This is a genomic window from Streptomyces sp. QH1-20, assembly GCF_041283565.1.
Classification (GTDB): domain Bacteria; phylum Actinomycetota; class Actinomycetes; order Streptomycetales; family Streptomycetaceae; genus Streptomyces; species Streptomyces syringius.
The window spans coordinates 6,251,331-6,274,228 of sequence record NZ_CP166299.1 but is presented as its reverse complement, the minus strand read 5'-3'; the positions used below and the strand labels follow the sequence as shown (position 1 = coordinate 6,274,228).

The window sequence follows — 22,898 nt, the reverse complement described above, 5'->3', positions numbered from 1 at the left end:
GCCCGACCCGTGCCATCCTGCGGTCGGCCGGTATTCCCGGCAATCGGCCCTGCAACAAGCTGCCATGGCCGACTTCTCCTCGTCACGGGCGTCATGGCAGCTTGCTGCAGCGGCACTTGAGCCGACCACGACGTGCCGGTCACCGTGTGGCAGACGATGCCCTCAGGCTTTGGTGCGGGGCCTCGGCCGACCGCAGGAATACCTGCCGGATAAACGCGCGACATGGCAGCTTGCTGCGGGCGCGCTTCAATCAGACCGAAGGATAGGTATGTCCCCAGCGCTTCCCGGCAGTGCGCCGGAAAGGCACCGTGTGGTGCTCACCGGATTCGGCGTGGTGTCCAGTATCGGCATCGGTGCCACCGAATTCACCGAGAGCCTCAAGGCGGGCCGCAGCGGCGCGAAGCCCATCTCGATATTCGACGTCGAGGGCTTCGCGCACAGCAACGGCTGCGAGGTCTCCTCGTTCGACCCCGAGCAGTGGGTGCACAACACCCCCATCTCCTCCCTCGGCCGGGCCAGCCGCTTCGCGGTCGGCGCGGCCCGGATGGCCCTCCAGGACGCCGGGCTGGAGCCCGCGCAGCTCGCCGACCGGCGTGGGCTGATCTCGCTGGGCACTACCGACGGCGAGTCCTACGAGCTCGACCAGCTGGTGGCCGTCGAACTCGCCGACGGGCCCGAGCGGATGGACCCCGAGGTCGTCCGCCGGGTGTCCCCGGTGCGGCTGTCGACGGCCATCGCCCAGGAGCTCGGGCTGACGAACGTGGAGGCGCAGACCATCGCGACGGCCTGCTCGGCGGGCAACTACGCGATCGGGTACGGCTTCGACGCGGTGAGCTCCGGCGAGGCGGAGTTCGCGCTGTGCGGCGGGGCCGACGCGATGTGCCGCAAGACCTTCACGGGCTTCTACCGGCTGGGCACCATCGCGCCGGAGTGCTGCCAGCCCTTCGACATCAACCGCAAGGGCATCCTCACCGGCGAGGGCGCGGGCGTCCTGGTCCTGGAGCGCCTGGACTCGGCGCTGGCGCGCGGTGCCACGATCTACGCCGAGGTGCTCGGTTACGGGCTCAACTGCGACGCGTACCACCAGGTCGCCCCGAACGGCGCCAGCGTCGCGAGCTGCATGGACATCGCGCTGAAGAACGCCGGCGTGAAGCCCGAGGAGGTCGATCTGATCTCCGCGCACGGCACCGGAACCAAGGCCAACGACATCACCGAGGCGCACGCCATCCGGGATGTCTTCGGCACCGCCCCGCCGCGCACGATCTCGCTGAAGTCGATGCTCGGCCACACGATGGGCGCCGCGAGCGCACTCGGCGCGATCGCCAGCGGGCTCGCCATCGCCCACGGCTTCATCCCGCCGACCATCAACCACACCGAGACCGACCCCGAGTGCGAGATCGACTGCGTGCCGAACCACGCGGTCGAGGCGGATCTGCGGATCGTGCAGAACAACGGGCTGGCGTTCGGTGGCAACAACGCGATCGTCATCCTCGGCAAGTACGAGGAGGGCCAGGAGAGCCGGGAGAGCGCGGCATGAGTTTTCCGATCACCGGGGTCGGCGCGGTCGCGAGCATCGGGAACACCCCCGATGAGATCTTCGCCGGACTGTGCGCGGGCGTGAGCGGGCTCGCCCCGCTGCGCGGCTTCGACCGGGAGAAGTTCAAGGCACAGCAGCTCTTCGAGATCGACGACCGGTCCGGGGAGGGCGACGAGCCCGGCCGGGCGACCCGCTTCCTCATCGAGGCCGTGCGGCAGGCCGCGGCGGACGCCGGGCTGGGCGAGGACCTCAGCGGCGTGCCGGTCCTGGTCGGCACGGGTCTGCGGGAGCTGCGGTCGCTGGAGCTGTGGTGGCGCGACGGCATCCCCTTCGACGCCGCGGACCTGGACTTCGGCCCCGCGCTGCGGGAGCGGTTCGGGGCGCTGGACACCCATTCCTTCGCCGGCGCCTGCTCGGCCTCGCTGTACGCGCTGGCCCTGGGCTGGGACCTGCTGGAGCAGGGTGAGGCTGAGACGGTCATCGTGGCCGGCTGCGACGCGGTGACCGAGTCGATGTTCGGCCAGGCCGACCGGGTGCAGTTCGACCCGCCGCCCGCCGTGCGCCCGTTCGACCGGGAGCGGCAGGGCACCATCCTCGGCGAGGGGGCCGTCGCGGTCGTGCTGCGCCGCGAGGCGGCCCCGGGCCGTCCGGTGCGCGGCTGGCTGCGGTCGGTGGCCGTCAACTGCGACGCCGTGCATCCCACGGCGCCGGACCGGGAGGGCATCACGGCGTCCATCCGGCAGGCCCACGAGGCGGCGAAGGCCGCCCCGGGCGACATCGATCTGGTGCTGTTGCACGCCACCGGGACCCCCGTCAACGACCTCATGGAGGCCAAGGTGACCGCCGAGGTCTTCGCCGGTGCGCGGCCCGCCCTGACCGGCATCAAGTCGCAGACCGGCCACACGTCCGGCTCGGCCGGGCTCATGAGCCTGCTGGTGGCCCTGTCCGCCATCGCGTCCGGGCGGATACCGCCGATCGGCGGGCTGGTCGACCCGCTGCCGGAGGCGGCGGGGCTGCGGCTGGTCACCGGCACCCCGCTGGCCGAGCCGGTGGGGGTCGCCCAGGTCAACGCCTTCGGGTTCGGCGGCGTCAACGCCGTGGCGATCGTGGCGGGTGCGGCATGAGCGTCGCGATCACCGGTGTGGGGCTGCTGCTGCCCGGACTCACCGACCCCCAGGGGCTGCTCGGGCCCGCCGTGTCCGGCGCCGACCCCGTCGACCCCGCCGCCCTGATCGGCAAGAAGGGGCTGCGGTACAAGGACCGGGCCACGCAGATCGGGCTGTGCCTGGCGTCGGCGGCGCTGACCGACGCGGGGCTGCTGGCCGACGGCGGGCTCACCGTGCCCGGTGAGCGGGTCGGCATTGTCGTCAGCACCAACCTCGGCAACGCCGACACGGTCTGCCGGGCGGTCGCGACCATCGCGAAGGAGGGCACCACCGGGCTCAGCCCGATGGACACCCCGAACGCCTCCAGCAACATCACCGCCTCGGAGACCGCGATCCGCTTCGATCTGCGCGGCCCGAACCTGACGGTGTGCAACGGCGTCACCTCCGGTCTGGACGCGGTGCGCTGGGCGGCCCTGACCGTCCGGGCCGGCCGCGCCGACCACATGCTCGTCCTGGGCGTGGAGCCCGACAACGAGGTGACGCGGGCGCTCGTCGGCGGGCCCGTCGTGGACGGCGGCGCGGCCGTGGTCCTCGGCCGGGCCGCCGGGAACACCCGGGCCAAGGTCACGCTCGGCCCGTCGGTCCGGGCCGCCTCGCTCGCCGCCTGCGCGGACGAGCTCACGCGCACGGCTCCCGGCGCCGCCGGGTGGCTCACCGACGACCCGGCGCTCGTACCGGTCGGCGCGGAGCACTTCGGCCTGCACGGCTGGGGCGAGTGCTCCGGCGCGCTGGGCGTCCTGCAGTGCGCGGCGGCGGCCGGCTGGGCCGCCACGGGCCGCACCGAGCCGGTGTACGCGCTGCTCGGCGGTGCCGGTACGACCTCCGCCGGGCTCGTCCTCACCCCCTGCGGGCCGTCCTCATGAAACAGGTCGTGCTGCTGCACGGGCTCGGCAACAACGGCGCCATCTGGTCGCGCACCCACGAGCACTTCCCTGCCGATGTGCGGGTGCACGCCCCCGATCTGCCCTGGCGCAGCGACGGGATCGACGCCTGGCGCTTCGAGACCGATTCGGCGGGCCGGCTCGCGGAGATCCTCTCCGCCGTGCCCGGCGGGCCGGACCTGGTGGTCGCCCACTCGTTCACCGCGCTGCCCCTGCTGGAGCTGCTCGCCCGCCGGGCGCTGGCCGGTGAACAGCCCGGGACGGCGGGGCTGGTGGTGGTGACGCCGTTCTACCGGCGGGACCCGGGCGACTTCCACTGGAACATGATCGCGCCGCTGCTGGACAGCTTCCCCGAGACCATGTCGGAGGCCATCCGGCTGCAGGCCGGGGACCGGCCCGTGCAGCCGGACCTGCGGGCCGACATGGCCCGCAGGCTCTGCGAGTGGATCGGCCCCTACGGGTGGCTGCGGTTCTTCGACGCCTACCTCAACTCGCCGCGGCTGAGGCTGGATCTGATCACCGTGCCCACCTTGGTGATCGGCGCCGAGCAGGACGTCACCGCGCCCGTCGCCGAGGCCCGGCAGCTCGCCGCGGACCTGCCCGCGGGCGAGGCGCTGATCCTGCCCGAGGGCGGTCATTTCCCGATGCTCGACCGACCGCGCGCGTTCGTCGAGGCGGTGCGCGCGTTCCTCGACCGCGTACCGGCCCGGCTCAGCCCGGCCGCCTGAACACGAACAGAAGAAAACGAACCGACCATGACCGAACTGAAGGAGTCAGCGATGAGCCCGGTGCTCGATCCCGCTGTGGCGGCGCTGCTGGACAACCCGACCACGACCCGGCTGCGCCCCGTCTTCGAGGGCAACAACATCAGCTTCGCGATCGGCTTCAAGCACATCAACTACGTCGCGGAAGCGGCCGTCCTGAGCCACTTCCGCGCGGCGGGGCTGTCCGTCGGCTCGATGTACAAGCGCTTCGGCCTGGGCTTCGAGGTCGTGGAGCTGCGCTCCCGGCTCGGTGCGCTGCTGGACGTCGACGACGAGGTGGAGGCGGAGGTCACCCCGGCGACGAAGGACGGCGCCACCGAGTTCACCTTCAAGGTCGCGCAGTTCGTCGAGCGGGACGGGGAGCGTCTGAAGTGCGCCACGTCCACGGTGCGGGTGGCGCTGCGGATCGACGACCACATCGCCGCTGCGGAGGCGTACCCGGCAGGTCTGGAGCGGTTCGCCGTGCGCACCCTGGGCAGCGGGGACCGGCTGGAGCTGGCCGCGACGCCGAGCCCCTACGGGAGCCTGGTCGAGGGCCGCGGGACCGTCGGTTCGGACCCGGTGCTCGACGAGCTGATCGGTGAGGACAACGCGTTCGGCTGGCGCTGGCGGATGCCCTACTTCTACTGCCACTTCAACGACCGGGTGCAGATGTCGGGCTTCCTGCGGGTGATGGAGGAGGTCGAGGACCTCTTCCTCGCCTCCCGGGGCCTCGCCATCAAGGAGGTTCTGGACACCCGGAACTGGATCCCGGTCGTCACCCAGTCGGAGCTGCGGCTGCTCGACGAGACGCTGATGGAGGAGGAGCTCTACACCGTCTACACCATCGAGAACGTCTTCAAGAGCCTCCTGTACACCGCGCGGATGGACTGCTACGTCATCCGGGACGGCGAGCTGGTGCGGACCGTGACGGGCACCATCACCCACGGCTATCTGACCGAGCACGCCCCCAACGAGTGGTCGATGGCGACGTTCGACGAGGCGACGGTCTCGGCGCTGAGCACCCCGAAGCGGGTGGACGCATGAGTGCCGTGACCACGTCCCGGCCGGTGATCTCGGCGTGGTCGGCCGTGTCCCCGTACGGCATCGGCGCGCAGGCCCTGACCGAGGGGCTGCGGGAGGGGCGGGCGACGTCCGCGCCGGTGGACACCGAGCGCTGGCGGGTGCCGGCGGGCGACGCCCATCTGGTGCCGGGCTTCGAGGTCCGCGAGGTGCTGGGGAAGAAGGGCACCCGGTCCATGGACCGGGTGACCGGGCTCGCGGTGACCACCGTGGGCGCCCTGCTGGAGCAGCCGCAGGCCGACCGGGACCGGGAGACCGGGGACCGGGCCGCGCTGGTGCTGGGCACCACGACGGGCAGCGTAGCCAGCATGATGGACTTCACCCGCAGCTCCCTGGTGGGGGCGCGGCCGTTCGACGTCGACCCGGCGCAGATGCCCAACGCGGTGATGAACTGCGCGGCGGGCCAGTGCGCGATCTGGTACGGCATGCGCGGGCCCAACACCACCCTCGCGGGCGGCCGGACGGCCAGCCTGTCGGCGGTGAACTACGCGACGCGGCTGCTGTCGTCCGGGCGGGCCGAGTCGGTGCTGTGCGGCGCGGCGGAGGAGTTCTCCTCGGCCCGCTACTGGCTGGAGCGGCACAGCAGGGAGTCCGGGGCGACGGATCCGGCGCTCGGCGAGGGCTGCGCGATGCTGCTGATCCAGCCCGCCGACGCCTGCAGCCCGGAGCGTCCCGCGCTCGCCGAGATCCTGGCGGTCGAGTCGCGGGTGGCGTTCGGGGACGATCTGCGGGCGACGCTGGAGGCCTGTGTACGGTCCGCGCTCGCCGCGTCCGGCGGCGCGGCCGAGGAGGTGTGGGCGGCCAGTCACAGCGAGGCCCCCGGCGCGGCCGGGGTGGTGGAGCGCGAGGTGCTGGCCTCCGTCGTGGGCGAGCGGGCGCTGGAGCGGGTGCCGGGCGTGGGCACGCTCGGCGATGTCTCGGCCGCCTCCGGCGCGTTCCAGATCGCGATGCTGCTGGCCACCGCCGACGGTGACGCCGAGGCGGCCGGCCGGCTCGCGGTGGCGACCTCGGTCGACCGGGACGGCTCGCTGTCCTGCGCGGTGCTGCGGCTGACGGCGTCATGACCGGCACCCTGACCCGGGACTCCGGCATCAGCCCGGTGGCCGGACGGGTGTCCGTCGTCTCCCCCCGGGGGGACGACGGGAACGCGGCGACACGGTTCACGGTCTCCCCCGACGAGCCGGTGTTCGCCGGCCACTACCCCGACTTCCCGATCTTCCCCGGGGTGTGCGTGGTCGACTGCGCGCACCGCGGCGCGCTGGCCACGGCCCCGGAGCCGGTCGAGCTGGCGGCCGTGGAGTCGGCCCGGTTCACCGGGCCGGCGTTCCCCGGCGACGTCCTGGACTTCGCGCTGAAGTGGCGCCGGAAGGACGGCGACTGGCGGCTGTCGGCCACCGCCACCACCGAGCGCGGCGCCGCCGCGTCCGTCCGGCTGCGCTACCGCGCCGCGGGCAGTGCCCCGCAGCCGCCGGACGCCGGCGCTGATGCTCCGCCCGTGGCCACGCGGGCGGGCGGGGAGGCGGAACTGCCCGAGGTGGCGGACCTGCTGCCGCACCGGTATCCGATGCTGCTGGTCGACCGGATCACCGCACTCGTCCCGGGCGAGCGGATCACCGTGGTCAAGACCGTCACGCACAACGAGCCCTGGTACGCGGGGCTCGCCCCTGGCCATGACCTCGCCTACCCGGCCTCGCTGCTGGTCGAGTCCTGGGGCCAGGCCGCCGGGCTGCTCGCCTCGGCGGCGGCGCCGGACGCCCGCAGCCAGGTGATGCTGTTCGGCTCCGTGTCGCAGGCGGTCCTCCACCGCCCTGTACTCCCCGGCGACGTGGTGGAGCACCGCATCACACTGTCCCGGTCGCTCGGCGACTCGGTGATCTTCGAGGGCGAGAGCCGTAGCGAGGCGGGCCCGGTGATGTCCGTCGGGCAGATGGTGATGGCCTTCCGCCCCGGCGATCACCTACGGCCGGCCTGACCCGGCGACGAGCGAATTCCCGGTCGAGAAGGAAGACATGACGCAACAGCCGAAACTCTCCAAGTACTGGATGCTCACCGATGACTTCACCCAGAACCCGTATCCGGTTCTGGAGCGGGTCCGCGAGGAGCAGCCGGTCTGCAAACTCTCCATCCCCGGAGCGGGCCATGCCTGGGTGGTGACCCGGCACGAGGACGCCAAGGCCGCTCTCGCCGATCCGCGGCTCAGCCGCGACATCCACACCCACTACAAGCTGCTCTCCAAGCTGACCGGGACCGCCCTCACTCCTCCGCCGGAGCACGCCAACCATCTGGCGAACCTCGAGCCGCCGCGGCACACACCGCTGCGCAAGGCCATCAGCTCGGCGTTCACTCCGCGCCGGGCGGACGCCCTGCGCCCGCACATCGAGTCGGTCGCGGACGAGCTCCTGGACAAGCTGGACGGGAAGGCGGGCGCCGATCTCATCGCCGACTACGCCGATCCGCTGCCGGTGATCGTCATCGCCACGCTGATGGGCGTGCCGGCCACCGCCTGGCCGGACTTCCTGCGCTGGTCGACGGAGCTGCGGGCGACCGACCCGACCGACCCCGCCGCGGACCGCACGGTCAAGGAGCTGTCCGCCTATATGTCGGCGCTCATCGAGGAGAAGGAGCGCGAGCCGGGCGACGACTTGATCTCCGCCCTCCTCCAGGCGGAGCCCGACCGCCGGCTGTCCGGTACGGAGATCCTCTCCACCAGCTTCGCGCTGATGACGGGTGGCAACGACACCACCGCCAGCCTGATCGGCGGAGTGCTGCGCACGCTCCTCACCCACCCGGCGGAGCGCGCCGAGCTGCTGGCGGCACCCGGCCGGTGGATGGCGGAGATGGACGAGCTGGTCCGCTACGTCAGCCCCATCGCCAACACGCTCCAGCGGGTCACCCTGGAACCGGTGGAGATCGGCGGGGTCACCATTCCCGCCGACGAGGTCGTGATCATTTCCGCGATGTCGACCAACCGGGACCGGTGCCCGTTCCCGGAGCGCCCGGACGAGCTGGACCTCAAGCGCCCCAAGCCCGCCCACCTCAGCTTCGGCCACGGCATCCACTACTGCTCGGGTGCGCATCTGGCGAAGCTGATGACGGAGGTGGCGGCGCGCCGCTTCTTCGAGAGGTTCCCGGACGCCCGGCCGGCCGTGGATCCGTCCGAACTGCGCTACGTACAGAACATGGTGGTGCGCCCGCTGGAGTCCCTGCCCGTGGTGTGGTGACACCGAGCACCTCCCGCGACGCCTCGCGCCCCCGGTCCGGATGCGGCCGGGGGCGCGAGGCATTGCGGGAGGCATTGCAGGAGGTGCCGGGCCCTTCAGCGTTGTGCCCGTCAGCGTTGGGCCCGGAAGATGGCGAAGACGATCCGCAGGCACAGCACACCGCTGATGACCAGCAGGTGGTAGCCGAGCATCTCGAAGAGCCGGATCGACCGGGTGACCATCGGCCCGCCGGTGGTGTGGAGCAGGATGACCGCCATCAGACCGAGGGTCGCCGCGAGACAGGTGAGCAGGATCTCGTGGACGAGCGCACGGAAGTAGCGGCGGTCACGGCTGTCGGCGAACAGCCGTACATTCACCGCGAGCCGCCCGGACTCCAGGGCGCTGGTGACCCGGTCCAGCCGGCGTGGCAGCCGGCGCAGCACGGAGAGCGCGGAGTACAGCTCCTTCTGGGCCCCGGACCCGGCGGACGCGTAACCGGCCTGGCCCGTGAACTGCCGCACGGCCCAGCCGCGTGACTCCGCCACGATGTCGAAGCCCGGTGACAGCCGGGCCAGGGTGCCCTCCAGGGTCGCCAGCGCCCGGAAGACCGCGGCCACCTCGGGCGGGATGCCCAGGCCGTGCTGGGACACGACCCGGAACAGATCCACGAAGACCTGGACGTCCGGCACGGCGCCGGGGGTGAAGTGGCGGGCCATGAAGCGGCCCAGCGACCGCTCCAGGCCTTGTTCGTCGATTTCCTCCGGGCGGGTCACCAGGTCCAGCAGGGCATCGCACAGGGCCGCCGAGTCGGCGTGGTCCACCGCCATGAGGAAGCGCCGCAGTGCGGTCCGCACCTGGCCGTCGAGCCGGCCGACGGAGCCGAAGTCGACCAGCCCCACCCGGCCGTCGTCGAGCAGCAGGATGTTGCCGGGGTGCGGGTCCGCGTGGAAGGTGCCGTCGGCGAGTATCTGGGTCAGCAGATTGCCGAGCAGTGCCCGCGCCAGGTCGGCCTGGGCGGCCGGCGAGGCGTCGGCGAGGGCGTCGTCGGCGCTGATGGGCCTGCCGGGCAACTCCTCCAGCACCAGGACCAGTTCGCCGCTCAGCTCCTCATGGGTGTCCGGGATGACCACCGAGGTGTCGGCCTTGCGCTGTTCCCACGCGGCCCGGACGGTGGTCAGGTTCCGCGCCTCGATCCGGAAGTCGAGCTCTTCCCGCACGGACGCCGAGAACCCTTCGGCCAGCTCGATCATGCCCAGGGTGCGGGCCCAGTGCGCGCGGGTCTCCAGCAGTCGCGCGATCCGTCGGATGATGTCCAGGTCCCGCTCGACACCGGGCCGCACACCGGGGCGCTGGACCTTGACCACGACCCGCTCTCCGGAATGCAGCCGGGCCAGGTGGACCTGCGCGATCGAGGCCGCGGCCAACGGCTCGGGGTCGTACGAGGCGAACACGTCCTCCGGCGGCCTCCCGAACTCCGTGTGCAGCTGCTGGGCGATGCGCTCCGCGGGCTCCGGCGGCACCTGGTAGTGGAGCCGGCTCAGCTCGCTGATGAAGGCGGGCGGCAGCAGGTCGTGGCGGGTGGCCAGCACCTGGCCGAGCTTGACGAAGGTCGGGCCGCCCTCCTCCAGTGCCAGCCGCAGCGGCCTGGCCAGCAGCGCGGTGGCCCGGCCGGCGCCCGCGGCCTCGCTGCCACCGCGGTCGATTCCCCGCCCGCGCAGGTACGGTCGCAGCCCGTGCCGCACCACGATGCCGCTGATCTGCGCGTATCTACGGGCCCTGGCGACACGGGAGCGCAGCGCGCGTAACCATCCGACGGCCGGCCCGGCGGAGTCGCTGGGAAAGACCATGTCCGCCACGGCCAGGAACCCCATGCCGAGCAGCAGGGCACAGCCCATCTGTACGCCCATCAGCAGCCCGCCGCGCTCCGGTGACCGGATGACGGTGCTGAACACCAGGACTCCGCCGACGGTGACGGCTCCGGTCAGGAAGGTGCGGATGACTCCCACCCGCACCCCGAGCAGCCGCCGCGCCAGCACCGGGAAGACGACCAGGAACAGCGCGAAACTGGCCGCCGCGAGGACGACGGTCGCTATCGTCATGCGTATTCCTCAATGATGCGGATGGTGTTCTTGAATTCTTCTCAATTCTTCTAACAGCCCGCTGGAACCAGGAACAAGGCGGGTAGCAGCAAGCTGCCAAAAACGGTGCGGGGCCCGGCGTCGTCGGGGGTTTCGACGCGGGGCCCCGCAGTTTGGGGAGGACGATCAGCCCATGGCCTCGACGAGGCTCTTCGGGCGCATGTCGGTCCAGTTCTGCTCGACGTACTCCAGGCAGGCGGCGCGCGTGTCCGCACCGAAAGCGGCCGTCCAGCCGGCCGGGATCTCGGCGAACGCGGGCCACAGGGAGTGCTGGTTCTCGTCGTTGACCAGAACGAAGTAGCTGGCGTTGTCGTCCTCGAAGGGGTTGCTCATGATGCGGTTCCTTCCGTGCGGGTCGTAGAGGTGGTCGCGGCGACGGCCCGGGCGGCACGGACCGTCTCGGCGAAGACGGGGAGCCGGTCGATTCCCCAGAACTTGTCACGTCGATGGATGAAGAAGGGCACGCCGAACACCCCGTCCCGCTCCATCTCGCGGAGGATGTCGAGGCCCCGTGCCCGCAGCCGCTCGTCGTCCACCGCGTTCGCCACCCGGTCCGGGTCAAGGCCCAGCTCCTCGGCGACGGCGGCGATGACCTTGCGGTCCGCGATGTCGTGGCCCAGCTCCCAGCGGGCCCTGCTGACCGCCGCGATGTAGTCGCGGCCGCGGCCCTCGTCCTCGGCCACCAGGTAACCGAGGTGGGAGATCGCCCAGTTGGGGTCCTTGTCGATGGGCCAGGCGACCTGCAGACCCCGTTCGGCGCTCAGCCGCTTGACGTCCTGGAGGATGTAGAAGTGCTTCTCCTTGGACATGGGGACGTACGGGAGCTGGACGCCCTCCTCGGCGAGCAGCCGGTTGCTGACCTCGTCCGGCTCCCAGTACGGGCGCCATTCGATGACGTCCGCGACATCCGGGTACCGTTCGGTGAGGTCACGGAACGCGAGCCATGAGTACGGGCTGCGCAGTGAGAAATACCAGCGCGGTGGCTTGATGGCCAACGAATGCCTCCTGGAATACCGGGCCCGGTGCATCCGGTGTGTCCGGGCGAAGCTAGATGGTGATGCCGCCGTCGATCTGCAGGACCGACCCGGTGACATAGCCGGCCCGGTCGGAGGCGAGATATCCGACGAGGTCGGCGACCTCTTCGGCGGTTCCCAGCCGGCCGAGCGGTACCTGCTCCAGGGCCTTGTCCTTGACGGCGCCGGTGAGCACGGAGGTCATGTCCGTGTCGATGAAGCCCGGTGCCACCACATTGACGCGGATGCCGTACCGGCCCACTTCCTTGGCGAGGGCGCGGGAGAATCCGATGATGCCCGCCTTGGACGCGGAGTAATTCGTCTGGGTCGCGTTCCCGTACACCCCGGCCACGGAGGAGAGATTGACGATCGCTCCCGACTTCCGCTTCATCATCGGGAACACCACGGCGCGGCAGAGGTTGTAGACGCCGTCGAGATTGACGTCCAGCACCTGGTGCCACTGGTCCTCGGTCATCATCACCAGCGGGTTGTCCCGGGTGATGCCCGCCGCCGTCACCGCCACGTCGACGGGTCCGAGCAGGTCCTCGGTCTCGGCGACCAGGGCCTTGACCGCTTCGGCGTCCGTCACATCGGCCTTGCGCGCCAGGACGCGGACACCGATCTCGGTGACCTGCTTCTCCAGCTCGCGGGCGGCCTCGTCATTGGACTGGTAGCAGAAGGCGACATCGAAGCCGTCCTGTGCCAGTCGCAGCACCGTCGCCCGCCCGATGCCACGCGAACCGCCCGTGACAAGGGCGACCCGGGTGTCCTTGCTCGTCATTGCTCTCCCTCAACCTATGCGCCGGCCGCACCGGCCTGTGCTGCCCGTGGCGGCGGTGATGCCCTGGCGAGAATCAGCAGGGCATCGACCGACCCCCGCTACCAGCCGGCGGACTCCGCGACGACCTCGTAGACACCCTTGAGGTGGACCATGCGGGACAGTTCCGACTGGTCGATGACGATGCCGAACTGCTTCTCCAGCGCGGCCAGGATCTCGATGGCCCGCAGCGAGTCCGCGCCGTGGTCCTCCTTGAAGAGGCTGGTCTCGGTGACCTCGTCCTCCTCGAGCTCGAGAATGTCGCAGATGATTTCGCTGATCTTGGCGAGGCGCTCTTCGTACGTACCGCTCACGACGGATTCAGCCCTTTCGGTATGCCGATTCATTTCGGCCACAATGACGAAACTCGGTCGGACACATTTCTAGGAGTCGCGGCCGACCACCGGCAAGGCGGGCTTCAGCAAGCTGCCACTCGCCGCCGTCCGGGCCTCGGCGGAGCTCGGCGACAGGGCTTTGACCGGCCGTGTTGTCAACAAGCGGACACCGTTGACGCGCGTGGCCTCTCCTGCCCGCGCCCGGTGGGAACCTGATGCCTATTCGTGGGGCGGAGCGCGGGCTTCCGTGCCGGTCTTCCCCATCGAGCACATACCGCTGGCCGGAGTCGGAAGTCCGGACAGTGGCGAAGCCTTTTCCTTTAAGGAGCCCCATGTTCGGACGAGTCGGACGGTTCTGTGTCAACCGCCCGTGGCTGACCATCGTGGCTTGGATTGTCGCGGCGATAGCGCTCAGCGCGCTCGCGCCTTCACTCAAGCCCACCGATGACCAAGCCGACTTCCTGCCTTCGCACTATCAATCGGTGCAGGCGGCGAAGCTGCAGGAGAAGGCCTTCCCGCAGCGGGACCAGCCGGCGGCCATCATCGTCTTCCAGCGGTCCGACGGCGGGAAGCTGACCGCTTCCGACAAGGAGGCCGTGGGCAAGGTCGCGAAGAATCTGCAGGAGAAGAAGTACAAGAAGGTCAAGCAGGTGCTGTCGGACCCCGCCGCGGTGTCCGCCGACGGCACGATCGCCCTGGCGAACGTCCTCGCCGACACGAAGAACGTCTACGACGAGGACCTGCAGGACGGGGTCAAGCAGATGCGGGAGGACGCCAAGTCCCCGCTCGGCGGCACCTCGCTGAAGATGGGCATCACCGGCTCGGCGGCCACGGCCCTGGACAGCCGGGAGTCGTCCGGCGACACCGACGCCATGATCATGATGGCCACACTGGTCCTGATCATCGTGCTGCTCGGGGTCATCTTCCGCAGCCCGCTCATCGCGTTCCTGCCGGTTCTCACCATCCTCGTGGTCTTCACCGTGGCCAACGGGCTCATCGCGACGGCCAGCGAGCTGGGCGGCCTCAAGGCGGACCAGAGCGTCTCGGCCCTGCTGATCGTCGTCCTCTTCGGTGTGGGCACCGACTACATCCTCTTCCTGCTGTTCCGGTACCGGGAGGCGCTGCGCGCCGGTGAGCAGCCCAAGAACGCCTTGGTGAACGCCGTGAGTTCGGTGGGCGAGACCATCGCCTCGGCGGCCGGCGCGGTCATCGTGGCGTTCCTGGCCCTGCTGCTGTCGACCATGGGCAGCATGCGGTCCCTCGGCCCGTCCCTGGCGATCGCCGTCGCGGTGACCCTGGTGGCCGCCCTCACGCTCGTACCCGCCGTCTTCTCCCTGCTGGGCACGAAGGCCTTCTGGCCGTCCAAGGCATGGCAGAAGCAGCCGAAGAACACCACCGCCAACCGCATCGGTTCGCTGGTCAGCCGGCGACCGGCGGCCGTGGCCGTGGTGTCGGCCGGCATCCTCGCGGTGCTCGCGGTCGGTGTCTTCGGCTTCAAGGCCGAGTTCGACTCGGAGAGTTCGCTGCCCAAGGACCTGGAGTCCGTCCAGGCCATGGAGCTCCTCCAGAAGGGCTTCGCCGCGGGCGGCGCCGACCCGACGCTCGTGTACCTGGAGACGAAGGACGGCGGCAAGCTGGACAAGCCCGAGCTGAAGGCGTTCCACGACGCGCTCGCGGGCGTGGCAGGAGTGGGCCAGGTCTCCGAGGCCGTGCCCAGCCCCAAGGGCGACGTCGCGCAGTTCAGCGTGGTGCTGAAGTACCGGCCCGCCGAGGACAAGGCGATCTCCCTGGTCTCCGGCCCGCTCCGCGACGCGGTCGACAAGGCGGCGCCGGAAGGCAGCAAGGCCCTCGTGGGCGGCACGACGGCCGTGCTGGCGGACATCGAGACTGCGGTCAACCACGACTACAAGGTGGTCTTCCCGGTGGCGGGCGTCGCCATCATGGTCATCCTCGGTCTGCTGCTGCGCAGCGTCGTGGCCCCGCTCTATCTGATGGTGTCCGTGGGCCTGGGCTTCGCGGCGACGCTGGGCTCCACGGTGTGGCTGTTCCAGGGCGCGCAGGGTGAGAAGGGGCTGCTGTTCATGCTCCCGGTCATCGTGTACCTCTTCGTGGTGGCGATCGGCACCGACTACAACATCCTGATGGTGGCCCGGCTGCGCGAGGAGATCCGCAAGGGCACCGCGCCCCGGGAGGCCGTCCGGCTCGCCGTCGCCCAGTCCGTGCCGACCATCAGCGCGGCGGCGGTCATTCTCGCCGGTACGTTCGGTGTGCTGATGCTCGCCGACAACAGCATGCTCCAGCAGATGGGCTTCGCGGTGTCGTTCGGCATCCTGCTGACCGCGTTCATCATGGCGCTGCTGCTGGTGCCGACCCTGACGACCCTGCTGGGCGAGAAGGCGTGGTGGCCCGGACATCAGGCGCCGGACGCCGCGGCACCCACGGACACGTTCCGGGAGGACGGGGACCGGGTGGTCTCCGGATCCGCCTCCAGGTGACGCTCCGACTCGACGGGCGGCCGGCACGACCAGATTCCTGGTGGTGCCGGCCGTCGGCCGTTCTCTCCGCTGCCCCGGCAGCACAGAGCCCCGACGGCTTCGGACGCCGTCGGGGCTCGTGCGGTCGTGCGGTCAGGGACGGAGCGCCTCCAGTCGTGCGCGGATGTCGGCGACGAGTTCCGTCCGCCGGTCGATCAGGTAGAAGTGATCGCCGGGCAGGACCACCATGTCGAATCCCCCCGGGGCGAGGTCGGACCACCCGGAGACGGACACGGGGTCCACATCGGGATCGCTGTCGCCGACGTACGCGACGACGGGGCACGGCAGCGGGACCCCCGGGCGGGCCGGGTAGTCGGCGACGATCCGGAAGTCCGTCCGGATGGCGGGGAGTACGAGCTCACGCAGGTCGGGGTCCGCCAGCAGGGCGGCATCGGTGCCACCGAGCCGGCCGACCTCGGCGACGATGCTGTCGTCGTCGTCGAGATCGGTCTCGCGGGGGGTGAGCAGGTGCGGCGGCTTGCGGCCGGACACCAGCAAGGCGGCGGGCGACACGCCGTACCGCTCGCGCAGCCGCAGGGTCAGCTCGTAGCCGATGGAGGCGCCCATGCTGTGGCCGAAGAGGGCCAACGGCGTGTCGGTGTACGGCCCGAGCTCCTCGGCGAGCGCGTCGGCCATCCCCTCCATGGTGGTGACGAACGGATCGGCGATCCGCTCCTGGCGCCCGGGATAGCGGGCGACCATCACCTCCACGTCGTCCTCGAAGGCGCGCCCCCAGGGGTGGAAGAAGCTCGCGGAGCCCCCGGCGTGCGGGAGGCAGAGCAGGCGCAGCCGGGGCGGGGCCGGGGTGGTGAACCGGCGCAGCCAGGTGCTCCGGATGTCTACTGCCATGGTGCTTCGGTCTCCTCTCTCGGGTGGGCGGCGTCAGCCCAGCACGTCGGGGCTGTTCACGGACAGCACCGGGGTGTCGGGGGAGATCCGGCGGACCAGCCCGGCCAGGGTCTTGCCCGGGCCCAGCTCGATCAGCCGGCGGCAGCCCAGCCGGTCGACGAGGGTCCGCACGCTCTCCTCCCACAGCACGGGGGCGGTCAGCTGCCGGGCGCCGAGCGCCGGCCAGTCGCAGATCCCGGCGTAGGGCTCGGCGTCCACGTTCGCGACCACCGGCAGGCGGGAAGGCGCGAAGAGGGTGTTCTTCAGGGCCCTGGACAGCACATCCGCGGCGGGCTCCATGAGCGGGCTGTGGAAGGCGCCGCCCACCCGCAGACGGATCATCTTGGCTCCGATGGAGGGCGCCGCCTCGGCGGCCCGCTCGACACCTTCGACGGAGCCGGAGACCACGGTCTGGCCGGGTGCGTTGATGTTGGCCACCCACACCTCGGCCCCCGACTCGCGCAGTCCCTCCACGAGTTGCCGCACGTCGGGCAGCGGCGCGGCGACGAGGACCCCCATGGTGCCCGCGCGCTGCCGAGCGGCCTCCCGCATGGCGCGGCCGCGGGCGGCGACCAGTGCCGCGGCCTCGCGGACGGTCAGGACACCGGCCGCGGTCAGCGCGGTGTACTCGCCGAGGCTGTGTCCCGCGCAGGCGACCACGGTGCCGTCGATCGCACCGCGGCGCACCGCCTCGGCGTGGGCCATCACGGAGACGGTGAAGACGGCGAGTTGGGCGAGATCGGTTCTGCGCAGGTCCTCGTCGGAGGCACGCAGAAGGATTTCGGATATGTCCTCGCCGGTTGCCTCGGATACCTCGGCGGTGACGCACCAGGAGTCGGTCTCCCGCCAGGGTTCACCCATCCCTTGGCGCTGAGTTCCCTGTCCGGGAAATACCAGGGCGATCGGCATCGGATTCATCGAATCACCTTAGGAACAGAGGGCATGGGACGGCATGGAGCCCGGAAGCCGCATTCGCGGCTCCGGGCCCATGCGACGACGGCTCACGAAGGGGTAGGGCCGTCGGACAAGAGGCATTCCCTGTGGGGTGAAATGCCTTCCTCACATCCCATGGAACTGTGTGCGCGGCGCCTTGGGCAACGGCCCGTTCAGGAAGCTGCCATGGACCTGTCCGGTGCCGTTCGTCCCGGCCCGGAAGCCGAGGAGCCGGTCGTCCAGGACGGTGGCAGCAGCCTCAGCTCGGCCGCACGCACGCCCGCTTGGAAGCGTGAGCGGGCACCCAGCAGTGTCATGATCTCGGCGACGTAGCGCCGGTAGGTGCGGACCGAGACGGTCAGCTCCCTGGCGGCCACCTCGTCGGTCACGCCGGCGCGCAGCGCGCCGAGGATCTGCCGGGCGAGGTCGGCCCGTGACTGGTCACCGAAGAAGATGCGTTCGTTCACCGGCACCGCTCCCCGCCACACGCCCTCGACCAGGGTGTGCAGGGCGTGGAGGATCTCCGGCGCCTGGACGACCGAGGCCCGGCGGCCGAGCGCGGACTCGGCGACCACCAGGCCGCGGGAGCCGTCGACGATCAGCGCCTGGATCGGGGGAAGTCCGGCCACCCTGATCGACACCGGGCGGTGGCGTCCGGCCTGTTCGCGAACGAAGTACTCGTCCAGCAGGGCGGGGGAGCTGAGCAGCCGCACCCGGACGGCGTCGGGGGCGTCGGAGAGCAGGTCGCGTTCGGCTTCCCGCGGTTGGCCCTCGTGTCCGACGCTGCGGCCGTGGATGATGTCCACGCTCTCCACAGCGCCGTTGATCAGCTCCTGCGCGGTGTCGAGGATCTCGCCGTATCCGCCGTCGACCGTGTCGATCAGCCGGCTGCCGGTCAGCTGGCTGCGGTGCTGGCTGACGGCCGTCTCGATCAACGCCCGGATCTCGCGGAGCGCTTGCTCGAGGTCGCTTTCGGCGGCTCCGTGCACGCTCATCGGCACGCCCCGCTCGCCGGACGTCTTCGGTCGCCGCGTCTCCCGCCGTGCCGGCTTCTGTTCAGTGGCATGTGTCCGCCTCTCCCCCGTAGTTGATCGGCCTGTGGTCCGAGTGTGCCCGCTCGGTTCAGTGCGCCGTTCCTCGCCTAGACGGTCCTGTCGGGCAGCAGCCCCAGTTCCACCGCGCGTACACCCGCCTGGAAGCGTGAGGTCGCGTCGAGTTCACGCATGATCTCCGCGACGTGGCGGCGGTAGGTGCGCAGGGAGACGCCCACCTCGCCCGCTGCCTCCTCGTCGGTGTAGCCGGCGCGGAGCTTCTCGAGGATCCTGCGCGCCATGTCGGTGCGCAGCCGGGTGCCCAGCCCGAGGTGCACGGAGAGCGGGCGGGCGCCGGACCAGGCACCGGCGAAAAGTAGTTCAAGTGCTCGAACCGCGGCGGGGTCCTTCACGACGGCGGCGTGCCCGTCGGGGCTCGCGGCCTTCGAGTGCACCAGGGCCACGGCTCCGTCGACGACGAGGAGCTCGCGCATCTCCCCCTCGGCCACCCGGATTTCCATGGGTACGTCGCGCACTTGATCGGCCAGGGCGAGCAGTTCGGGCACGGCATTCGCCGCCCAGAGCATCCGCACCGCGACCCGCGGGGCGGATCCGGAGCCACTACGGGCGACAGCCTCCGGCGCACGCTCCGCGAGTGCGTGCGTGACCGCTGCCACGAACGCTCCGGCCCCGGTCACGGTGACGCTCACCGAGTGCCGTACGCCGTCGAGGAACTGGTCCACCGCGTCCGCGACGAGATTGCCGTCCAGGCGCGAGAGCAGCACCGGGGCCTCGAACCGCTCCTGGTGCAAGGAAAGTGTGGATTCGATCAAAGCGTCGGCTTCCAGCAGGGCCTGCTCCACGCGCGTGGCGTGATCCCCCTGGTTCGCCCGATCTGCTCCGTCAGCCCCCGCAGGACCGACCGGCGTACCAGCCATTTCCCGTACCCCCGATTACCGAACCCTGTCGGCCGACACAGCCACCCGGGCCGACCAATTACGGATCCGGTGACCCCACCACAGGCACAACAAACCGGCTGGTCGGCGCGCGTCCCTCATTGTCATCGGACCTGCCCGAACACGCAAGGAACGCAGTTGATCACCGAGACGATAGTTCGCACCCTCCGGCCGGTCAATGCGACGGAATCCGGCACGCAAGCGCGAGCGGACGACCGGGATCCATTCTCATTCCCGGGGCCGGCCCGATCCGGGGCGGCCCGCTGTCAGCAAGCTGCACCCCTCTCGGCGCAACCGGAATTAAATCTTTCCGGTTTCCACACCCTAAATCACGCCCCGCTCACGTTCCGTAGCCACCCTGTCCTCTACTGGCCATGGCCCCGCGTGTCACCTCGGCCCCGAACTACGGTCACCGTGTGACCACAAGCTGCACATGGGCATCACACGCAACAACGAAACCAGCGCCACAGCGACCGCATCACCGTTAAACCATCGGCGAACACGTACATAATTCGGCTTTCAAGCAACGTGCACCGGCAGCGAAAACGCGTGATAGCTTCCACTCGGCTCGAAGCCTATTCGATCCGAACTCGACAACATTCACTCCGGGGGGATGAGTGTGTCCGCATATCGAAATACCCGACGCGTGGCATGGAATTGCCATTCACAGTCGATGGCGCGCCTGATCTGAGGCCCATCCGGCCGGCCCGCACACCCTTCCGGCGCCCGGCCCCGTAATGCCCATCTTGCGCACTACATCCAGGTGAACCCAGAGAAAAGGCAATTGGATAACACCATGGCCATCCTCGCGCTCGAAACCGCCGTGCCCGAAACCGCCGAATCCGCATACCTCGCGGCCGAATGCCGCACGAGTGGCACCGGCACTCCCACGGACACCCGATCCATCGCGGGCCTCCTCCTGCGAGCCGCCCGCGAGCATCCCGACTCCGGTCTGCGGCACTGCCGGGGCGGCGCCGCCGCCCCCTCGTCCTTCCAGACCTACCCGGAACTGCTGGACCAGGCCCGCCGGGTCCTGACCGCGCTGCGCGCCCGGGGGGTGCGCCCGCGGCAGAACGTGGTCCTGCTGCTGGACCGGCCGCAGGAATTCCTCACCGCCTTCTGGGCCTGTGTGCTCGGCGGTTTCGTGCCCTGCCCCATGACCCCGCTCGCCGGGGACCCCGAGCGCTGGGCGGCCCAACTGGCCCACGTCGACGCGCTCCTGGGCAGGCCCCTGCTGATCGCCGGCGAGTCGGCACACGCCGAGCTCCCCCAGTCCTCGGACCTCACCGTCACCACACTCGCCTCGCTCCGCGGTGCACAGCCCGCGGAACGGCTCCACGAGGCGGAGCCACAGGACACCGCGGTGCTGATGCTGACCTCCGGCTCCACCGGCAACTCCAAGGCGGTACGGCTCACTCACGCCAATCTGCTGGCGTCCATGGCCGGCAAGAACGGCTACCACCGGCTCACCGCCACGGACACCACGCTGAACTGGGTCTCCTTCGACCATGTGGCGGCGCTGCTGGAGTGCCATCTGCTGCCGCTGTACGCCGGGAGCCGGCAGCTGCACGTCGAACCCGGGGTCGTCATCGGCGACCCCGCCGAGTTCCTGCGGCTCGTCTCCCGTCACGGCGTCACCATGACCTTCACCCCCAACTTCCTTCTGGGTCTGCTGAACGCGGCCGCCGACCGCATCACCGAGGAGCCGCTCGACCTGTCGTGTCTGCGGCACGTCATCAGCGGCGGCGAGGCCGTCCCCCGCGCGACCGGCGAGGCGTTCCTCGCCCGCTTCGCGCCGCTGGGCCTCGCGCCGAACACCCTGTGGCCCGCCTTCGGGATGACCGAGACCTGCGCGGGCAGCGTCTACTCCCGTCACTTCCCCGCGGCCGACCGGAACCGGGAGTTCGCCAATCTGGGCACCCCCGTCGAGGGGCTGCGCATCAGGGTCGCGGACGAGCGGGACCGTGCCCTGCCCGAGGGCGAGATCGGTGAACTCCAGCTGTCCGGCCCCATGATCACCCCCGGTTACTACAACGACGTCCGGGCCACCGCCGACGCCTTCACCTCCGACGGCTGGTTCCGCAGCGGTGACCTCGGGCGGATCGACGAGGGACGGCTCAGCCTCGTCGGGCGGAGCAAGGACTGCGTCATCGTCAACGGTGTCAACTACTTCAGCCACGAGATCGAGACCGCGCTGGAGCAGCTCGACGGGGTCGCCAGGTCCTACGTCGCCGCGTTCCCGATCCGCCCGGCCGGCAGCGACACCGAGCAGCTGGTGATCGCCTTCCACTGCGAGACCCCCGCCGACGACGAGGCCGCGCTGTACCGCGTCCTGACCGCCGTGCGCTCCACCGTGGTGATGCACTGGGGATTCCGTCCCGCCCTGGTCGTCCCGCTGCCCAAGGCCGCCTTCCCGAAGACCAGCCTGGGCAAGACGCAGCGCGCGGTGATGCGCCGCCGGCTGGAGGACGGACGGTACGACGCGGCCGTCGAGCGCGTCGCCGAGCTCACCCTGCGCCGCCTCGGCGGCTACACGGCACCCGAGGGGGAGACCGAGCGGATCCTGACGGAGATCTACGCCGAGATGTTCGACACCGAGCCGTCGCGCATCAGTGTCACGGCGAGCTTCTTCGACCTCGGCGGGACCTCCCTGGACATCCTGCGACTGCGCCACCAGGTCGCTCGCCGGCTCGGGGTGACGGACCTGGAGGTCGTCACCTTGCTCACGGCACCCACGGTCCGCGCGCTGGCCGCCCGGCTCGCGCGGCGCGGCGAGGCGGACGGGCAGGCGTACGACCCGATCGTGCCCCTGCAGACGAGCGGCGACAAGACACCGCTGTTCTGTGTGCACCCCGGCGTCGGCGAGGTGCTGGTCTTCGTCAACCTCGCGAAGTACTTCGTGGGCGACCGGCCGTTCTACGCGCTGCGCGCCCGCGGCTTCAACGAGCACGAGAAGCCGTTCGCCTCCTTCGGGGAGATGGTCGACACCTATGTGGCGGCCATCAGGAGCAGACAGCCGCACGGACCGTACGCCGTCGCCGGGTACTCCTACGGCGGGGCGGTGGCCTTCGAGATCGCCAAGGTGCTGGAATCCGAGGGCGAGCGCGTGGACTTCGTCGGCAGCTTCAACCTGCCGCCGCACATCAAATACCGCATGGAGGAGCTCGACTTCGTCGAGACCGCGGCCAATCTCGCCTTCTTCCTCGCCCTGATCGACAAGAAGCAGTCACTGGAGCTCCCCGGCCGGCTCCGCGGCCTGCCCCGCGAGGAGCAGCTCGCCCACATCATCGACCTGGCACCGAAGCACCGGCTGGCGGAACTCGACCTGGACCTGCGGAAGTTCAGCGACTGGGCCGAGCTGGCCGACGGTCTCACCGACCTCGGGCGCACCTACCAGCCCAGCGGCACGGTCCGCTCCATGTCGGTCTTCTACGCCGTCCCGCTGCGTGGCACCAAGGAGGACTGGCTGCGCCACGAACTCCGCCGCTGGGATGAACACACCACCGGGACGGCCCGCTACCTCGACGTACCCGGCGAGCACTACACACTGATGGGCCCACGGCACGTGGCCGCGTTCCAGGCAATCCTGCGCCGCGAGCTCGACCGTGCCCTGGGCGAGGGCGAAGGGGTAACGGCATGACGG

Annotated in this window: 19 protein-coding genes; 10 read left to right on the top strand and 9 right to left on the bottom strand. The window is 70.6% G+C overall.

The genetic code is table 11. From position 1 onward, the window contains the following. The first annotated feature begins 268 nt into the window (after positions 1-268). From AB8O64_RS28385 to AB8O64_RS28350, 8 genes are read left to right on the top strand one after another with little or no spacing between them, the layout of a single operon-like run. Positions 269-1,537: a beta-ketoacyl synthase gene (locus tag AB8O64_RS28385; protein WP_370422136.1), complete on the top strand. Its 1,269-nt coding sequence runs from the start codon at positions 269-271 to the stop codon at positions 1,535-1,537. Next, entirely contained in the window at positions 1,534-2,661 is a 1,128-nt protein-coding gene (locus AB8O64_RS28380) for a beta-ketoacyl synthase (RefSeq protein ID WP_370422134.1), read from the top strand. The genes AB8O64_RS28385 and AB8O64_RS28380 overlap by 4 nt, the downstream gene beginning before the upstream one ends. After that, a complete protein-coding gene (locus AB8O64_RS28375; RefSeq protein ID WP_370422133.1) occupies positions 2,658-3,566 on the top strand; it encodes a beta-ketoacyl synthase N-terminal-like domain-containing protein in 909 nt (302 codons plus the stop codon). Before AB8O64_RS28380 ends, AB8O64_RS28375 begins: the two co-directional genes overlap by 4 nt. Continuing rightward, complete coding sequence (locus AB8O64_RS28370) at positions 3,563-4,312, top strand: alpha/beta fold hydrolase (protein WP_370422132.1); 750 nt, start codon at positions 3,563-3,565, stop codon at positions 4,310-4,312. Before AB8O64_RS28375 ends, AB8O64_RS28370 begins: the two co-directional genes overlap by 4 nt. A gap of 27 nt (positions 4,313-4,339) precedes the next feature. Beyond that, positions 4,340-5,374, top strand: a complete 1,035-nt coding sequence (locus tag AB8O64_RS28365) for a hypothetical protein (protein ID WP_370422131.1) — start codon at positions 4,340-4,342, stop codon at positions 5,372-5,374. Further along, positions 5,371-6,474 (top strand): beta-ketoacyl synthase N-terminal-like domain-containing protein, encoded by a 1,104-nt coding sequence (locus tag AB8O64_RS28360; protein WP_370422130.1) that lies wholly within the window; start codon positions 5,371-5,373, stop codon positions 6,472-6,474. Before AB8O64_RS28365 ends, AB8O64_RS28360 begins: the two co-directional genes overlap by 4 nt. Continuing rightward, positions 6,471-7,382 (top strand): 3-hydroxyacyl-ACP dehydratase FabZ family protein, encoded by a 912-nt coding sequence (locus AB8O64_RS28355; RefSeq protein WP_370422128.1) that lies wholly within the window; start codon positions 6,471-6,473, stop codon positions 7,380-7,382. Before AB8O64_RS28360 ends, AB8O64_RS28355 begins: the two co-directional genes overlap by 4 nt. A 37-nt stretch (positions 7,383-7,419) precedes the next feature. Continuing rightward, a complete protein-coding gene (locus AB8O64_RS28350; protein ID WP_370422127.1) occupies positions 7,420-8,631 on the top strand; it encodes a cytochrome P450 in 1,212 nt (403 codons plus the stop codon). 110 nt (positions 8,632-8,741) lie between these two features. Here AB8O64_RS28350 and AB8O64_RS28345 read toward each other — a convergent pair whose 3' ends face one another. The 5 genes from AB8O64_RS28345 to AB8O64_RS28325 all read right to left on the bottom strand — a co-directional run bounded on the left by AB8O64_RS28345 (position 8,742) and on the right by AB8O64_RS28325 (position 12,925). After that, positions 8,742-10,709 (bottom strand): ABC1 kinase family protein, encoded by a 1,968-nt coding sequence (locus tag AB8O64_RS28345; protein ID WP_370422125.1) that lies wholly within the window; start codon positions 10,707-10,709, stop codon positions 8,742-8,744. A 165-nt stretch (positions 10,710-10,874) separates the two neighbouring features. Continuing rightward, entirely contained in the window at positions 10,875-11,081 is a 207-nt protein-coding gene (locus AB8O64_RS28340) for an MbtH family protein (protein WP_370422124.1), read from the bottom strand. Continuing rightward, positions 11,078-11,743, bottom strand: a complete 666-nt coding sequence (locus AB8O64_RS28335) for a 2-hydroxychromene-2-carboxylate isomerase (protein ID WP_370422122.1) — start codon at positions 11,741-11,743, stop codon at positions 11,078-11,080. The genes AB8O64_RS28340 and AB8O64_RS28335 overlap by 4 nt, the downstream gene beginning before the upstream one ends. 52 nt (positions 11,744-11,795) lie before the next feature. Beyond that, positions 11,796-12,542, bottom strand: a complete 747-nt coding sequence (gene fabG, locus AB8O64_RS28330; RefSeq protein WP_370422120.1) for a 3-oxoacyl-[acyl-carrier-protein] reductase — start codon at positions 12,540-12,542, stop codon at positions 11,796-11,798. A gap of 98 nt (positions 12,543-12,640) precedes the next feature. After that, positions 12,641-12,925: an acyl carrier protein gene (locus tag AB8O64_RS28325; protein WP_130881606.1), complete on the bottom strand. Its 285-nt coding sequence runs from the start codon at positions 12,923-12,925 to the stop codon at positions 12,641-12,643. A 320-nt stretch (positions 12,926-13,245) separates the two neighbouring features. On the opposite strand from AB8O64_RS28325, the gene AB8O64_RS28320 reads away from it, so the two are divergent. Then, positions 13,246-15,408 (top strand): MMPL family transporter, encoded by a 2,163-nt coding sequence (locus AB8O64_RS28320; RefSeq protein WP_370422119.1) that lies wholly within the window; start codon positions 13,246-13,248, stop codon positions 15,406-15,408. Between the two features lie 132 nt (positions 15,409-15,540). Here the strand turns inward: AB8O64_RS28320 and AB8O64_RS28315 are convergent, their stop codons facing one another. From AB8O64_RS28315 to AB8O64_RS28300, 4 genes are all read right to left on the bottom strand, one after another. After that, entirely contained in the window at positions 15,541-16,296 is a 756-nt protein-coding gene (locus AB8O64_RS28315) for a thioesterase II family protein (RefSeq protein ID WP_370422117.1), read from the bottom strand. A gap of 33 nt (positions 16,297-16,329) precedes the next feature. Continuing rightward, positions 16,330-17,244, bottom strand: a complete 915-nt coding sequence (locus AB8O64_RS28310) for an ACP S-malonyltransferase (RefSeq protein WP_370423992.1) — start codon at positions 17,242-17,244, stop codon at positions 16,330-16,332. A 197-nt stretch (positions 17,245-17,441) separates the two neighbouring features. Next, a complete protein-coding gene (locus AB8O64_RS28305; RefSeq protein WP_370422116.1) occupies positions 17,442-18,263 on the bottom strand; it encodes a LuxR family transcriptional regulator in 822 nt (273 codons plus the stop codon). 146 nt (positions 18,264-18,409) lie between these two features. Next, complete coding sequence (locus AB8O64_RS28300; protein WP_370422115.1) at positions 18,410-19,162, bottom strand: DNA-binding response regulator; 753 nt, start codon at positions 19,160-19,162, stop codon at positions 18,410-18,412. 889 nt (positions 19,163-20,051) lie between these two features. Here AB8O64_RS28300 and AB8O64_RS28295 point away from each other — a divergent pair. After that, on the top strand, positions 20,052-22,895 hold the full coding sequence (locus AB8O64_RS28295) for an AMP-binding protein (protein WP_370422114.1): 2,844 nt from the start codon (positions 20,052-20,054) through the stop codon (positions 22,893-22,895). Positions 22,896-22,898: the final 3 nt, after the last annotated feature.